This is a genomic window from Flavobacterium sp. PL002, assembly GCF_054165825.1.
The window spans coordinates 4233995-4250532 of sequence record NZ_CM135110.1; the positions used below are offsets into that span (position 1 = coordinate 4233995).

At 32.4% G+C, this 16538-nt stretch carries 18 protein-coding genes; all 18 read right to left on the bottom strand.

Features of this window, described 5'->3' with window-relative positions; translation table 11 throughout:
• Positions 1–104 precede the first annotated feature (104 nt).
• The 18 genes from ACVEGE_RS18515 to ACVEGE_RS18600 all read right to left on the bottom strand — a co-directional run bounded on the left by ACVEGE_RS18515 (position 105) and on the right by ACVEGE_RS18600 (position 16292).
• The gene (locus ACVEGE_RS18515; protein ID WP_192501505.1) at positions 105–371 is read right to left on the bottom strand and encodes a hypothetical protein; all 267 of its coding nucleotides are present in this window, start codon (positions 369–371) and stop codon (positions 105–107) included.
• A gap of 32 nt (positions 372–403) precedes the next feature.
• Positions 404–973 carry a hypothetical protein gene (locus tag ACVEGE_RS18520; protein WP_192501506.1) on the bottom strand — a complete coding sequence of 190 codons (570 nt, stop codon included), beginning with the start codon at positions 971–973 and terminating at the stop codon, positions 404–406.
• Positions 970–1167, bottom strand: coding sequence for a hypothetical protein (locus tag ACVEGE_RS18525; RefSeq protein ID WP_192501507.1), 198 nt, complete (start codon positions 1165–1167; stop codon positions 970–972). The genes ACVEGE_RS18520 and ACVEGE_RS18525 overlap by 4 nt, the downstream gene beginning before the upstream one ends.
• A 182-nt stretch (positions 1168–1349) precedes the next feature.
• Positions 1350–1892, bottom strand: a complete 543-nt coding sequence (locus tag ACVEGE_RS18530; protein ID WP_192501508.1) for a hypothetical protein — start codon at positions 1890–1892, stop codon at positions 1350–1352.
• Entirely contained in the window at positions 1889–3913 is a 2025-nt protein-coding gene (locus ACVEGE_RS18535) for a DUF4280 domain-containing protein (RefSeq protein ID WP_458008597.1), read from the bottom strand. The genes ACVEGE_RS18530 and ACVEGE_RS18535 overlap by 4 nt, the downstream gene beginning before the upstream one ends.
• Positions 3901–4686, bottom strand: a complete 786-nt coding sequence (locus tag ACVEGE_RS18540; protein WP_192500941.1) for a hypothetical protein — start codon at positions 4684–4686, stop codon at positions 3901–3903. Before ACVEGE_RS18540 ends, ACVEGE_RS18535 begins: the two co-directional genes overlap by 13 nt.
• 206 nt (positions 4687–4892) lie before the next feature.
• Positions 4893–5747 carry a hypothetical protein gene (locus ACVEGE_RS18545; protein ID WP_192500940.1) on the bottom strand — a complete coding sequence of 285 codons (855 nt, stop codon included), beginning with the start codon at positions 5745–5747 and terminating at the stop codon, positions 4893–4895.
• Between the two features lie 45 nt (positions 5748–5792).
• Entirely contained in the window at positions 5793–6935 is a 1143-nt protein-coding gene (locus ACVEGE_RS18550) for a phospholipase effector Tle1 domain-containing protein (RefSeq protein ID WP_192500939.1), read from the bottom strand.
• Between the two features lie 2 nt (positions 6936–6937).
• Positions 6938–8035 (bottom strand): DUF2931 family protein, encoded by a 1098-nt coding sequence (locus ACVEGE_RS18555; RefSeq protein WP_192500938.1) that lies wholly within the window; start codon positions 8033–8035, stop codon positions 6938–6940.
• A gap of 108 nt (positions 8036–8143) precedes the next feature.
• Positions 8144–8740, bottom strand: coding sequence for a DUF805 domain-containing protein (locus ACVEGE_RS18560; RefSeq protein WP_192500937.1), 597 nt, complete (start codon positions 8738–8740; stop codon positions 8144–8146).
• Position 8741: 1 nt separating this feature from the next.
• The gene (locus ACVEGE_RS18565) at positions 8742–9494 is read right to left on the bottom strand and encodes a phage baseplate assembly protein V (protein WP_225738114.1); all 753 of its coding nucleotides are present in this window, start codon (positions 9492–9494) and stop codon (positions 8742–8744) included.
• 232 nt (positions 9495–9726) lie between these two features.
• On the bottom strand, positions 9727–10410 hold the full coding sequence (locus ACVEGE_RS18570) for a hypothetical protein (RefSeq protein ID WP_192500935.1): 684 nt from the start codon (positions 10408–10410) through the stop codon (positions 9727–9729).
• 8 nt (positions 10411–10418) lie between these two features.
• Positions 10419–12302, bottom strand: coding sequence for a hypothetical protein (locus ACVEGE_RS18575; protein WP_192500934.1), 1884 nt, complete (start codon positions 12300–12302; stop codon positions 10419–10421).
• Positions 12303–12306: 4 nt separating this feature from the next.
• The gene (locus ACVEGE_RS18580; protein ID WP_173855870.1) at positions 12307–12474 is read right to left on the bottom strand and encodes a hypothetical protein; all 168 of its coding nucleotides are present in this window, start codon (positions 12472–12474) and stop codon (positions 12307–12309) included.
• Positions 12475–12494: 20 nt separating this feature from the next.
• Positions 12495–14303: a type VI secretion system Vgr family protein gene (locus ACVEGE_RS18585; protein ID WP_192500933.1), complete on the bottom strand. Its 1809-nt coding sequence runs from the start codon at positions 14301–14303 to the stop codon at positions 12495–12497.
• A gap of 35 nt (positions 14304–14338) precedes the next feature.
• A complete protein-coding gene (gene tssD, locus ACVEGE_RS18590) occupies positions 14339–14734 on the bottom strand; it encodes a type VI secretion system tube protein TssD (protein WP_458008598.1) in 396 nt (131 codons plus the stop codon).
• 154 nt (positions 14735–14888) lie between these two features.
• On the bottom strand, positions 14889–15275 hold the full coding sequence (tssD, locus tag ACVEGE_RS18595) for a type VI secretion system tube protein TssD (protein ID WP_173856872.1): 387 nt from the start codon (positions 15273–15275) through the stop codon (positions 14889–14891).
• A 462-nt stretch (positions 15276–15737) separates the two neighbouring features.
• Entirely contained in the window at positions 15738–16292 is a 555-nt protein-coding gene (locus ACVEGE_RS18600) for a fasciclin domain-containing protein (protein ID WP_192501861.1), read from the bottom strand.
• Between the last annotated feature and the right edge of the window lie 246 nt (positions 16293–16538).

The following is a 16538-nucleotide window of genomic DNA, read 5'->3' on the forward strand; positions in this document are numbered from 1 at the left end:
CCTAACAATATATACTTTCTTCTACTTGAATTTCTACCTCAATAAAAAGACAATCCATTTATTGCAATTTTTTTTAAGATCTTCGAATGTCTTTGTTCTAGTTGTTAAACAACATTACCTATTGAAGTCAAAATATCTTTTGGAGGAGAGTTAGAAATAGTTACACTTTTAATGTTTTTAAATGGGTCAGGTTCATCGGTTGAAAAAGTTTCTCCGTTTGTTTCTTCTTGCAATTTAATAGTTTTTTTATTTAAACCTATAGCTCCTCCATATATAAGATTTACCCTCAATGTTACATCCATTCTTTTGGCATTTCTATCTATTTTAACCTCTGTAGATTGCAAATTATCATAACGGTTATTAAAGATCAATTTCTAATGTTTTTTTTTAATAAATTACAAACTTAATTTATTATCAAAGTCCAACCTTCTTCTTTAGATTCTATATCATTAATATTATTATAACTTGACATTTCTATATTCTTAAAAAACTCCTCCTTATTATATGTTTTTATTGTTTTTCCTAATGAATCTTTAATTTGTATACTAAAACTTTTAGGGAATTTTATTATACTATTTTTATAGGGTATTGGCAGCATAAAATTACCTCCATTACCCTTATTTACATAAAAAGTTGTGTCTTTTTTAAGATTAATATTTTCGATTTTGTATTTTTTTATTTCGTCTTTTGTATACTTAAAATTAATTTTAACATCAATTAGCTTTTTAGTGTTGTTGTAAATATTTATAATTTTTACCCTGCCTGAATCTTCATATAACTCTTTAGGTTCTCTATTAGGACCTCCCTTCTTCCATGAATTAACAAATGAAAAGAATAAAACCACAACTAATAATATTGACAATACAAATACAATAATTATTTTTGTCTTTGAATTTTCATTACTCTTTATGACTTTTAAAATTGAATATATAATTCCTAAAAACACTAAATAAAAAAGGATTATCTCTATCATTTTACTTTTATTTTAGTTAACCAAATCAATCCTAAAACGTCATTTTCAGCTGCAAAAGTTCTCTGCAAATAGCTTCCAGAAACAAACTTGCCATTTTTATCTGTTGAATTATAATACTTCATTAGATCTATTTCATGTGGTGCTTTAGGATAGTATTCTCCTTGTGAATCAGGCATGAAATCCAAAGGCTTCATTAGATGAATATAGGGGGCTAAAGGAATATATTCTCTTGCTTTCTCCCATGTAGTTTTATCTATATCTATAGGTTTGGTGTCTTGTGGTAAATAATATGAACTTCCTTTATGTTGCCATGAAAAATTATTTCCACAATAAGCATATAAAACTTGATGGGAAGAAATTTATTTGGTTTTCTATCCTATTTTATTATTAAATTCCAGCTTGTTTCCTTTCGCTCAACATCACTTAGATTTGTGTATGCTGATTTCTCTATGCTATTAAAAAAAGTCTCTTTACTATATGTTTTTATAGTTTTACCGAAAGAATCTATAATTTTTATCTTGAAATTTTCTGGAAAATTAATAGTGTCTAAGTAAGATATAGGTGTTTTGAAAAATTCTTGTTTACCAATACCTAAATAAACTGTATCGATGGTGTTATATATACTATCAATGCTTGGGTTATTAAGAATATCTTTATTTGAATATTTAAAATCAACTACTACTATACATCGTCTTTTATTTACGTTATTGAAATAGATTTTTTTAGTAGTTGGCTCAGTTGGTTGCCCACCAGTACCAGAATTCCATAAATAAACAAATAACAATGAACAAATAACAATAAAAAATATTGACGTAACAATTGAGAATATTAATTTGAATTTAAAATTCTGTTTATTTAAAAACAGTTTGTTAATTATAAAAAGTACAATAATTAATACTATGAAAAAAAATAGTGTCATTTTAATTTTATTTTTGTTAACCATATAAGACCTAAAACATCATTTTTATCTGCTATTAATCTAGTTTGATCGACAGGGTTTGGGGTATTGTTATAATACTTCATTAAATCTATTTCTCCATTTTTAGGATATTCCTCACCAGAAGATTCAGACATGAAATCGGGTATAAAATAATCAATAATTGTTTTGTCTCCTTTTATAGGTTTTGTATTTTGAGGTAAATAGTAAGAGCTACCTTTATGTTGCCATGAAAAAGTTGTTCCATAATAAGCTTGTAAAATTTCATGACCTATTTCATGTGCTGCTGTTTCTTTGAATTTTGAAATTGCAGCATATGGACTACTACCATTGTCAATGTCATCATAATATCGCCACCCATCAAGTTTATCATTTTTCCAGTCATTTTTAATATATCCTGCATTATATGATAATTGTTGTACTACTCCTGTATCAGGTATTAGATTCATAATATTATCGTCTAAATTATTATCCTTATAGCTTCCTCCTGTATTCCCAGAACGTCCTGAATCTCCATTTGTATGATATACTAATGGTATGTCATCCATTGTTTTGCTTTTATCCTGTAAGTTTACAGCATTTACAAAAACCTCAAATACAACACCATTCAACATTACGTTTTTACCCCTAGTTGCATTTCTACCCCAATATTGTGCTAGTCCTTCAATAGCTAAATCCCGTAGTTGTTCAAAAGTCTTTGATCTCGTTTTTTTAATAGGTTGACTTGGCTTTATCACTGAAGAAGGTATTTTATCCCAGTCACAAAATTTCACTTTAATTCCTGTAAAAGGGTTTGGCTCTCCTGATAAAGTATGCTCTGGCTCAGAATAGGTATAGCAACTTAATCCCTTAGCTCCACCATCAGTAAGATTCACTCTCAAAGTTACATAAATTATTTTTGCATTTCTATCTATTTTAACATCGGTCCATTGTACTTCGCTATAATTTGTCGAGAAATCTACAGTAGCGTTTTTTTGTTTCCCATCTTTTCTGGCAGTAATTACGGCTTCTAGATCCTCTCCATTGAATAATGTACTGTCATAAATACCCTTTGCATCAAAACCATCCCAATTAATAACATACTCGCCAGCAGGCCATAAACTTGGAGAACTTGTTTCTTCAGATGATGATTCAGTAGAACTTGTAGGTCCTCTTTTACTCTTTCCTGTAACTATTACCTCGTCTAACTCCTGAGTCGATGAATAACAGGTATAAATTACACCCGATTTTCCTTTTATATCCAATTGCCAATCATTTACTCCGTCGCCACTTATTTTAAGTTTGAATTTAAAAAATTGATTCTCTTCATTTTCTTTAAAATCTTTTATCCCAAAAGGGACTATTGATTTTATTTTGGTATCCAACTCTAAAGAAATCTTGAAGTCTTTAATCTTTTTCGCTTCCTTTGGTGCTGACTCAATATCTGCTGGTTCATTAACTTGTGCGCAATCGGTTATTTTTATGGGAACACCGCCATAATTGCATTTTATGGTGCTTTTTATCAGTAACGGAAATTGATCTTGTACTTTTATAGTACCCACATCTTTCCATTCGCCTAATTGCATCATCGAGGCGCATGGACTGGCACTCTGGGGACTTTTTTTACAATTTCCTTTAAAAATGAGACTCTTCATATCTTTCTCTTTTACTGTGGCAATTTTTTTACCTTGTATGGTGGGGGTCTTAAAATTAACTTTAAGATCCCCTATGGGGTTGACACACAAATCGCATTGTAATTTTGCAGTATCTAACACAAGTTTTAAATCATCTGCTGCTTTTTCCTCTTTTTTTCTTTCCTCTCGAGCTTCTTCCTTATGGGTATCATTTTTAGATTTTCGTTCCGCAATGGCGTTATTTTGCGTACGCTTATTAATCTGGTCCACATTTTTACTCATGTCAAAGATTGCGTCTTTTTCTATTTGCTCTTTTTCCAGACGTTCCTTTAACATTTTATCATAATCAGGCTTACTCAACCCTCCAAAAATACTATCTAACCAACCCATAATACGTTGTGTTTTATATTTAAATTCTCGTTTTCTATTTCTAAAAATCCTTCAACCATTTGATGATCTTGATTGTATCGCAATTCACCTTCGTATTTTTTTAGCACATCACTGGACGATTCTATGTTTTTATGTATGTCATTTGTTTTTTGCGCTCTAATTACAAAAGACGGTTCTCTATTATCTGTCCAGATTTCTTCGGTAACCAATACATCGTCTAAATCTAAAATTGCGGCAGTCCTTTTTTTAGGTACTACATGCATGTCATTTTTACCAAATAATCCGTGAAAATAGAGGCCAAACATGTTTTTGGAATTCAGGTAGAAAAGTAGTTTTTCGGTATCATTCATCACATCCGAAATTTCATCAAAAAAAGCCTCCAATTCGTATCCAGAATTATCCACTCTCAATTCAATCATTTTGCTTTTCCATCGGTATTGCATTTCCTTGATATTATATACTTTACTAATTTCGCCTTTATCGTTTACCCCCATTTCAATATCATCAAAAGCATAAATGTCCTCCTTTAACAAGCGTTCATTTTTAATGGTTTGATTCGAGCTAAGAGTCACCCTAGCGGTAAATACATCAAAAACAAACAGTTCGTCTCTTTGTCCTAAATGCGTAAAATCGACCTCTCGAATAATCGATTTCTCTACAATGCGTTTTTTGTTCGAGGAATCGGTAGTTGTAGTTACAAATCGGTAATTATATCTTTTGTTTATGACCGGTCCTAGATAAAATTCATGTAAAAAATGGGTTAATGGGATCATCAATTAGTTTTTTTTGGAAATATATTACTAGAGTTAATCATTTAGCTACATAGTGTTTTTTGGTGAGAAAGAGTATCAGATGGGGCATACTTTTTATTAGATTATTAAAAATTGTTCTTTGTTTTGTAAGCCTATAAGGCTATATTTTTATTTAAAAAACAGATTGTTTTTTCTGATAAAAAACATGTTAAAAGCGGCGTCGTAAATTATTCTTTTGGTAAAGCATCTCTTTTTCTATTGCTATTAGGTGGTTCCATACCAAACCAATCCCTATAAGAAGACCAGTGTAAATACTCGTGTCGCAATTTTTTAAGAGCTTCTCGTTTACTAAATCCGTATACCACAACTTCATCAAGCATGATCGGTTTAACTTCTGTGCTAGATTCGCAATCTTTTTCTTCAATTTCTTTTTCCAAGATTTTAGGGCTATAAAATCTTGGATCAAGATTATCTTGCTTCATCGTTAGTTCATCCTCTAGGTACTTACCACTTTTTATATCCTCTTCAATTTGCTTTATTTTAGCTAACCTTTCCGTTTTTTTTCTTAGTTCTTCTTCTTTTTCTTCACGTTCGTAAGCCTCTTTTGCTAGTTGCCCATCGCTTTTAAACTTCCATTCCAACCCATCATCAAAGACATATTTGTGCAATTGTTCTTTTACTTCCTCAAGAAAAGAATCATCCAGTGGGTATTTGGGAGCTATTGGTATTGTTATATATTTTTTCATGGTAGTTTTATTACAATATTCTTCCATGAAATGAAGGGGTATATAGCTATACTCTTTTTTTATTTTTCGTTTACCTTCTAATCTAGTGTATCCCCAATCCCAATGTATTTCTAATTCTTTGTCTGTATACCAGTATTCATCAATTAAGTCTTGTTTTAATGCCTCTAATCCCGTCTTATCAGGCTCTTCTGGTGAGTTAAATGAGTGCCGAACCGGGACAGGTTTTTCCCATTTAAACACATTACTGGTGTAATTCCAATCTTTTACGGAAGTACCTATTTCATCGATAGTCTCTAGGTCTTGATTTTCATAGGCACCGCCTATATCACAATGCACACCTAGCAGATTTTTTTCGATTGCCTTATCAGGGATTTGATGGATTCAGGTAAGGATAAAGTTTTTTCGATGCTCATCCTGGGCGGTAAAATGAACCATTTGTTGAAACTTAGAGGCATCTCCATTTAGCTCTAATTCTTGTAGCCCTAATTCATTTTGATCATTTTCAAAATCTTTAGGGTCGAATGTGGCTAGTTTTATGCTCTTACTGTCATCTCCTAATTTTTCAAAATCATCGTAAGCTCCTAATGCTCCTCTCTCATAGTAAGATGAAACGGTATCATAAACTCCTATAAAACGAATAATAATTTTCATCTCTATTAACTCGTCTGGCGTTAATATTTTATTTGTAATCAAGCTATATCCCAAATGTCCATACCGAGGCAGTTTACCTCCTACTAAGCCTTTAGAATTTACCTCAAGGCCATCTGCATCTCCTAACGCATCCCTATATTTATGAATTGGCATACCATGTTGACTATAAGGATTTATTGGACAAAAACCATCGGGGATTGTTATGGATCTTGTAGAATATTCCATTTTGGTATTGATCTCATGTACAAAATTACGTGCCGATGCCGCACCACGGCTAAAACCAAATACATCAAACGTTATTTGTGTTACTTTTTTATTCCCTTTTTTTGCAAGTTCAACATGTTTTGCTACCCGCTCACAAGCAAGTCGTACCCTTGCTCTTATGCCAGTAGTTCCAGCACCAAACGCAAAGCCATCTTGGCTGTCCTGCCTATTATGGCTATCCTCTTCGCTGGTACCCATTCCTTCTACGTAAATAGCCTTGTCTTCGTCACAGCAACTCCACATGCGGGCTACATTGGTATCATCGTTACTGTAGCTGTTATCGGTACCCATCTCATCCAGAAAATCGCGATCAATGCCCTCAAGATATTCTTTGTATAGCTGTAGGTTATTTTTAAAACCAGTGGGAATAACAACTAGTTTACCCGATTTTATTTTTTTTAAATCGTTAGCTTCTCTCTCTATATCCGCCTTTTTTTTCTCCTCGGTTATTGTACTGTTTGCTGTTTCGTTGCGGGAATCGCGGCGCAATTGAGTGTTTTTTTTATTATTAAGTGTGCCGTCGATAAAAATTCCGAAAATAAGATGTAACTCATCTTCTTTTTTATCATCGTCTGTTGATCCAGTATTATAAACAAATGATTTTCCCATGTTTATTTTTTTAAAGTTAAACTACTTGATTTATAGATATTTACTTTAGTTTTTGATAATCGTATTTCTTTTTCACCTTGCTTGAGTAAAACGGTAACATAATCATTGGTATAGTTGATACTAAATTGCAACTCAGCTTCTGTTACTTTATCCTCTTTGTATATTTCCTGGAAAGCGTTAAAAATTTCCTGCTCGTCAAAAAGAATATCTCCTCCATAGCCTTGCCCTTTTTTGTCCCTCCAGCCTAAATCAAAAGACTTAGGTATAGAACGTTTTTTGAAATTATTTTCTATCAACTCTTCATCAAATAAGTATTCAGCCTCTCCATTGAACATATCAATATAACTCATTGCCATTTCTCCTTCAGTTCTTAAAATAAAAATAGGCCGCCAGCTATATCTGGTTCTATATGTATCCCATAAGCCATAAGGTATGGGCTTGCCCGCATTTGCTTCTCGTACTTCAAGAGGTATTACTTTGGTATTGTTCATGATATTCTTTCGATCTGTAGCATCAAACAACAATCGCTCATGATTGTCTAATTTATTGATTTCTGACTGAGGAACGGTATATTTCTCGCCTTTGTAACGACCTACCTCTGCGGTTTTTCCTGCTCCCAGAGCCCAAATTACCACCACACCTCCCGGTGCAAAACCTACTAGAACAGTATCAAAAGTGGTTTTTTTGTACTCTCCATCTCCATTAAAAAAGAAACTGCTATCTTGATAGCCTTCCTTAAAAAGCTGAACCATTTTTTCGTAGTCGATATCGCTATCTATAGAATAAGTACAATTCTCGGCATATGAAACCCAGATGCAATTAATACGGCTAGGTAGTGGTTTTACACCATAGCTTAAGCCGTTTCCACTTGATCCCCAACCTCTTATACCTGTTGATAGTCTATCGCTTAAGCTTGCAAACCCATTCCCTTCTAGTCCTCCTCGGTATACTGCTATAGGGTAACCTGTTGGACAATTGAGGTTTTCGACCCATTCAAATTCTGGTTCATTCATTTTCTTATCTTGATTTTTATTTTGGCAGGATGATGTGAGTGTTAATAACATCAAAACTGCGTAAAGGTGTATTTTTATATTTTTCATGTTTTTTTTTATATATGTATCCGGATTTTAATAAAAAAAACCGTAGTGATCTAGCCCTAAGATTTATACAATTGTTGTTTTATAAAAAAAATGTTTCAATATTAAGGATTAAGAGATAATTAATAACAATGTAAAAACACAACTAAAAAACAAAAAGTATAAAAAATAACTAAATAAACTGTCTTTTGTAATCTTATTTTTAAAAATAATAGTCAACAGATAAAAGAGTACTATAAATAAAGGAATTAAACAAACACAGTATATCAATACAATATAATCTTTGTAAGGAGCAGAATTATTAAATGGTCCTAAAAGCCCAATAAGAAAATTTACTACTCCAACAACAAGAGAATATAATAATAATTTAAAAAAAACTACTACACAATTAAGCAAATTAAAACTTTCTGGATTCGAGTCATTCACACTTTTTTCTAGTAACAAAACAAAATTATAAAAAGGAATAAATATATAAAACCATCGCTTTTTTATATCATTCATTCTTCTTATTCCTGCTGAAATTAAAACCAAAAAATAAATCAATAGAAGCATCTGATCTAAAATTTCATTTTGTAAAAAGTCCAACATGCGTATTAATAGTATCAAAAATAAAAAATTAACACTCACGTATACCCAATAATTTTTTCTTGATAACAAGGACTCTAACTCGAAGAAGGATTTCCAAGTTTTTAAATATTCTTCTATCATCCTACCCTATATTAACTTTTGCATCGGTAGCTCCCAATAATTTGGCTACTCCAGCACTTTTGATTATAATATCGCCTCCTATAGCCTTGTGAGTTGTTGTGGCTGTCGTTTCCTTTAGATCACCACCAATGGTTACCGTTTTATTTTCATCTATACTTTGTTTATATTCTTGCCCTTGTAGGCTTAGTTTTTCTGTAACCGTGATCGTTTGGTTTTTACCAACATCCATGGTGCTATCTTCTCCAACCTGGGTAGTCATATTCTTTCCTACATTTATAATTAGATCCTCACCAACTTCAAAAGTCATGTTTTTTGGCGCAGTAACTACAATATTTCCTTGTCCATCCATTGAATACGTATTCCCAGAAGGATCTTCAATCAAAATACTTCCCTCACTATCGTTCATGATAATTTTAGTTCCTGAGCGGGTGTGAATGGCTTTTACGTTATTCTCTCCATCAGCATATCCACTGGATTCACTACCGTTGTATTGACTACCTAAAACGTAAGGATTTTGTGCATTATTGCCTTCAAATCCTACTAATACTTCTTCGCCTATCTCGGGGATGAAGTAAAATCCTTTGCCTGCGACAGAGTGGGGTTGGAGCATGCTCATCCAGTCACTTTTGGTACTACCGCCTGCCCAGTAAAATTTTACTTTGACACGTCCTAAACCATCGGGTTTACAATAGTTTTTTTGAATAAAATGAATACGAAAAAGTGCAGTAAATTCATTAAGTTTATAATAACACAAAACGCAAAGTCAGGAGACTTTGCGCAGCGGGTTTCCTAAAATATTTTTTTTTCTGTATCGTAAAGATATTTCAAATAATATTTATCATAACAGATGCATCTTTATCCCATTTTATTAGCATCTATTAAATATTGCTTAAATGCAGTATCAGTATATCTAGGTAGCTATGGCCCGCAACTATAAAAAAACTAATAACCCTAAAACTATTTTATTAAATGCCTTCATTCATTTATCAGTCTCTTGTATATGCATTAAATTCTCCAGTTACAATAAAAACATCATAACCAAACTGCGGATCTTTAATTTTGCCTGCTTTAAGTTTAGGTTGATATGCATGTATAAAATGAGTTTTATGTTTTTTTGCCCACCATTTTTTCTCATACCCATATCTTTTTGCTATATAACTAGCAGTAAGGTGTATAGTATCATTTTTTACATAGCCTGTATCGTTTTCATCCCATTCTCTAAAAGCTGTCTTAATATTACGACTAATTTCTATAATACTATCAGTTACTTCAAAGTTTCCAAGACTAGAAAGTTTAAGATGTTGTTTTATTTTTATAATTCCGTTTTCTGGTGCACTTAAATACTCATTATCTACAAAATAAGTTCCAGTATATAGTTGACCATCATCAGCAAAAACACTAAATATATAAGAATTTCCATTACTTTTTAAGTAGGTATAAACTTGATTAGCCTTCAAATAAGGATTTCCTAAAATATGTTTTTTTTCCGTATCGTAAAGATATTTCAAATAATATTTATCATAATAGCTATCATTAATAGCTGCATCTTTATCCATTTTATTTGTATCTATCAAATATTGCTTAAATGCAGTATCAGTATATCTAGGTAGCTTTGGCCCGCAACTATTAAAAAATAAAAAAACTAATAACCATAAAAGTATTTTATTCATTTTCGATCTTATTTATTTGTTTTATTTTTATTTTCTTCTTCTATTCTGTAGAATTCTTGCAGTAATTTTGCTTTTGTTGGTACTTCTGTTTCTGAATAAGTGTTAATTCTTTCTAAACTCGGTTCATTAGAATCTCGCATATATACTACAAATAAATGATGAAAATAAGTCGGACCATCTTTTATATTTGAAGTTATTTCTAAATTTTTCTGATCTCTTTTATAAATCTCTAAATCTTTTTTATATTCATTTGCAGCATCTCTAAATGCTTTATCACTTTGATGTTTTTTCTTAATTGGTTCTACAGGTTCATTCTTTGCTACTTGATAAAAAGTTGTTTTATATTCTTCTAAGGCTTTATTATATTCGTTTTCACTGCTAAAATCTGATTTAACAGGTTTTTTTCCTCTTACCATTTTACTGAGATCTTCTGGAAATGCAATAGAATCATGCATTTTATTTGATGGCCAAAATGTTTCGTAGCCAAATTTTGTAGAAGTATTAATATTACCATTATTATCTGTATACGAAAAAGTTTCTTGACCACGATTTAACAAAATATCAAACAATCGTTGATTATCATAATTTTGACCATTAATGTTCTTATCTAAATTGTATGGATTTTTATTATTTGATTTTCCATAATACAAATCAAAAAGGTAAGACAAATATATAGAATCTGTTAATTTTGCTTGTATATTTACACCTGCTGACCAATATTGATCTGAATTCATACCCAAAAATAATGGCGCTTTGAAAATATCGTTATACGACGAAATAATAAAATTCCCCGCTTTGATTGATGCTCCCCCTACAATTTGATTTCTAGTAGAACGATCTTGAGAATTATAAGAGTCTTTAATTCGCTTACCCTTTTTTATATTATTCCCATTTTCATCGTGTGTATTTGTAACTTCCCCTGAGCTTAGGACTCCCGTTGCGCCCACTGTAAAAGCATATTCGTAAGGAACATTCAACCCAGAGCCACTAAAACTATTAAACAAGTTCATGTTGAGTGAGTTTCCTGTTTTGGCTCCTAATGTTACTGCGGGTGTTAATGTTGCATTGAATAAATTACGACTTAATGGCGAAGTTCCAGGTGCACCGTTACCATAATATGTTAAGGCTACATTCGCCTGTGACATAACATGTAAATCACCTGATCTTGCAACTTCTTTTGAAATTCCTGCATATAAACTTGCTGTAAATCCACCTGAAAGACTAAAACTAAATTTCAATCCCACATTTAGAGGAGGATCTCCAGGTCCTTCTCCTCCAGAATTTAAATCTTCTATATCACCTGTACTTGGACCTCCCTTTTGTTTTAAATCTTGCTTGAAATGACTACCGTATTCTACCTTAGTTTCTTCTTTAGGAAAACTAATGTTTAAATCGCCACTATAGTCAGACGATTCTAATTTTGCAATAGTTACAGTAGCATCTCCTAAAGCATCAAATTTAAAAAGATCATAATCATACGTTTCAAGATTTTCTTCTGGTTTCAAAAGATCTTTAAGAACTGTATTAATGTATTTCCCATAAGCTCCTACCAATGCAGCCGCTAATTTTATCTTTTTATCTGTATCTTTCTCTATATTCTTTAAATGATTTTGCCAAACCACAATTTTTTCATTTTGCACATCATAAAATGCCATCTGATTTGAAAATGGACTTGTAGACACTACAATTTGTGGATTGATAACTTTTCCGTCTGCAATTTCTTTATAAAGTTTATATATTATTCCTGTATTATCATCAAATTTTACAATCATTTCAGAAGCAACGGCTTTGATATGATCATGTACATAACTACTTTCCAGTTTAAACTCACTTTCTTTAACTTCGTTCTTAGACACTACAAACCTTGGCTCTCCTAATGTAACATTTGCCATAATTCTATTTATTACCTTTTAATTGTACTTTTTTATTTGAAACTAAGCTTAAATTTTTTTCAGTAGCAACTATTTCAACTTTTTCTGCCGTTTCTACAAACGTTTTTGCAACGCTGTAATATTTATTCTCAATTGTAATATATAAATTTTTTGCATTTTTATTAATTGCCATAAAAATTAGTTTTTAAAAAATTACATCATGTTAGATTTTTCAGCGCTATTGACTTCAACTGTTTTCTGGCTGCTTTCTAAAAGCATGTTTTCCTTTGAGCTAAAAATCGTAACTTCCTCGGCATACTGTGTCGATTCTAGAGCACCTCTAATGTATTTTTGATCTATAATTTCCGACTTATTATTAGCACTTTCCGTAAAATCGCCTGCCGCCGTTTGAGTAATATCTTGTCCCGCTGTTTGAGTAATATCTTTATTTGCAGAATTATCCATGTTTTCTCCAGCACTCACAGAAACATTTTTACCTGCAGTAATGCTTACATTTTCTCCCGCATTCAAAGTAAAATTCTTAGGCGCATTCACACTAATATTCCCTTGACCATCCATTTGCCAAGTATTACCACTTGGATCTTCAATCAAAATACTTCCCTCACTATCGTTCATGATAATTTTAGTTCCTGAGCGGGTGTGAATGGCTTTTACGTTGTTCTCACCATCGGCATACCCACTGGATTCACTACCATTGTACTGACTACCTAAAACGTAAGGATTTTGTGCATTATTGCCTTCAAATCCTACTAATACTTCTTCGCCTATCTCGGGGATGAAATAAAATCCTTTTCCAGCACCGGAGTGCGGCTGTATCATGCGCATCCACTCGCTAGTGGTGCTGCCACTTGCCCAGTTGAAGGATACTTTTACGCGTCCTAATCCTTCTGGGTCGTTGTTGTCTTTTACTTTGGCGGGTTGCGTATCTGCTTTGGCATAAACATGCACATCAGTGTAATGCGGTGCGGCTACATCTGCTGGGATGGCCTTGAACTCACACGTATAATTCCCGTGTACTTTAGAGTGGTGGGTGGCTTCTATAACAATCAGTTCATGCTCTACCGTTTGGTTTGTTATTGTAAATACCTGTCCTATTCCTAACGGAAAATACGAAATTCCACTATAATACACACTGTTGGCATCACTACCTGCTGTTTGTAAAGTGGTCATTTCATCTATCTCCTCTTTATTTTGAGCATTGGTCGTGTAAGCACCTACTGTTAAGTCTGACTGCGCTACTGTTCCTTGATTATAACCTACAATCGAGGCAAAACTATCCTTACTTCCTGTGGCGGTTCTTGCTGCTGAGCTGCGGGTATTGGCTGCACTATTATAATCATATCCTGCCAACGAAATTTTATGTGCTGACATGTTTGTCTGGATCTTAAAACTATGTAATGATGCCCCGTTGATGAGTTTTATATTACTGGTTTTAGTCTGTCCAAACTGCATGCGCATCCCGTCAAAATAAAACCATTGGCCATAACGGGTTGCTAATCTTTTTAAGAAATTAAAACTGGTCTCATTATATTGAGCCATGTATTTGAACTCCTTAAGATAGGTAGATTTTATTGAATCTCTTTGATAAAATTCGCCTGGACCTTCGGCAAAAATTCCCAAAGCAATATCGTCCATTCCGCGCTCTAAGAAGGTTCTTGATTTTTTCATGTCGTCTAGAACGATACTGTGACTTATTCCTTTTACATGTAATCCTACAGGGCTACCATGTAGATCTACAGAGGAAAGCTCCGTAATGATCCCTTTGCTCATTAACTTGATGCCAGTAAGACTCTTGAAGGTAAAAATCACTTCATCCCCTAGATAACTTCGTAAAGCTTTGGCTTGATCAGCTGGTTTGATGATTGCTTTACCAGTGTATTGCCAAACGAATGAAAAATGATGATGATCAGCCATTTTTTGCGATAGCTCTAAATCATAATATACAACATTCTGGGTAAAACTTCCTATTGTTATTTGTACTTGTTCTGAAAAATGTGCCATAATACTAAGTCTTGTTTTTAATTAGCCTTTACAATTTAATCTAAAGCGATCCAGTTATTAGAGAATTTTGCATCTCCAAATGTCAATTCTTTCGCTACTAACTCCATCGTTATCTTCATAGGAACATCTGTAGTGCTGGTAAATTGCTCATCATAACTAATACAAAATGCTTTGGTAAACGTAAGCTCTTTCATTTTGCTTAAAGCATCTCTTCTATAAAAAACAATTTTTCCATCCTTAGTCAAATCGCCATTTAACATCCAAGATAAAAAGTGGCTGTTTTGAGTGGCCTCAATAATCATTATAATCACACCACCTTTAGCGTTTCCGGTGGGTTTACTTGTGGTATCAATTTCTTGTTTGAAACTGATTTTAAAATCAAGAACGTTGTATTCTTCTCCGTCGATATGTAATTTTGATAAAAAACTCATGGTAAAAATATTAGATTGTTAAAAAAATAAAAACAGTGCAGCTTTGCAACTATCTTATGAAAATTTAAGCTTATTTAAAACAAAAAAAGGAAGCCCAATTACTGGACTTCCTTACTAGTTTCAAGCTTAATAAAGTTTGATAAAGTCCAAAGGATTATACCCAAGCATTATCAAATTCTCCTCCACCCATCGAGATTTTACGTGCAGAGATCATAAATGTTTCCGTTAACGGAGTTGCACTGTTGTGATCAAAGTTTTCTTTGTACTTAACCATGTAAGCTTCTGTAAACTTTAGTTCTTTTAAAGTAGCATTAGAATCACGCTTGATGAATTTTACTGACCCGTCTTTTCTTTCGAAATTGTTTGTCATCCATTCGAACAATTCTGTACCACCTGTAGACTCTACTTCGATCATTACTCTTCCTCCACGTGTAACCGTAGATGGACGTCCTGAAGCGTCTGTCTCTTGAGCTAAGTCATAACTCACATTTAATACTTTGTAATCTTTTCCTGCAACTGTTAATGATGTTAAAAACGACATAATTGTAAAATTTTAATTATTAATTTATTTATTTATACCGTAAATGTAATTATAAAAACAATACGAACACCTTTTTTTTAACGATAATTTACTTACTCAATTAATTTTTTCCTCAGCCCTTTATGTATTGGTACTTGCGAGGATTTTTTATAAAATAAAAGGAGATAAAGCATAAATACTTAACATAAAAAGTAGTTTTAAAATGCTCAAAAGCAGGTCTTACACACTTAAAAAACAAACAAAATGTATCATTTAGTTCTAGAAATATTTTAAATTATGATACTGTTTTTTATTAATAAAAACTACTTATTGGAGGAATAAGTAGACCTACAAAAGCAATTATTACATTGATAACTAGTTAATTTTTATCTAATAAAAATGAATATTTACTAAACTATAAAAAAAAGAGCCTTGAATAATTATCAAGACTCTTTATTATTTGCAAGAACCTTTAACTAATTCTTATTTTTTAGGTAATAAAACAGCATTTACTACGTGAATAACGCCGTTTGATTGATTAACATCAGCGATAGTTACTTCAGCCATACCCCCTTTTTCATCTGTGATGTATAGTTTTTTTCCTTTCATCCAAGCTGTTAAAGTTCCGCCACTTACTGTTTTAAGCATTGCTTTTCCATTTCCTTCTTTTATTGCTTTTGCAATATCAACTGCGTTCATTTTTCCAGAAACTACGTGGTAAGTAAGTATTGTTTGTAACATTTTTTTATTCTCAGGCTTCAATAGTGTTTCTACTGTTCCTGCAGGTAACATATCAAAAGCTGCATTAGTAGGAGCAAAAACTGTAAACGGTCCCATTCCTTGTAAAGTTTCAACTAAATCTGCCGCTTTTACTGCTGCAACTAATGTAGTGTGGTCTTTAGAGTTTACAGCATTTTCGATAATGTTTTTAGAAGGATACATTTCTGCCCCACCTACCATTACTGTTTTTTGTGCGAATGAAGTTGCTCCGAATGCTAATGCTAAAAATGCTACTGATAAAAATTTTCTTGTTTTCATGATTGTAATTATTAAGTTATATAAAAGCATTTACGCCAAAACTTAACTTATGGTTTTAAATCAGTGAAAAAAAATAATATAATACCAAAACCAATGTAATATAGCCTAACTTAATTTCTACCAAATCGAGCAAAGACAAAATGCAATAGTGGTTCACTAAATCGCTTGAACTAACAATTAAATTATTTAAAAATAGTATCATGAAAAAGCTGACTTTGAAACCCAAAAAAAGGTAGTAGGATTATA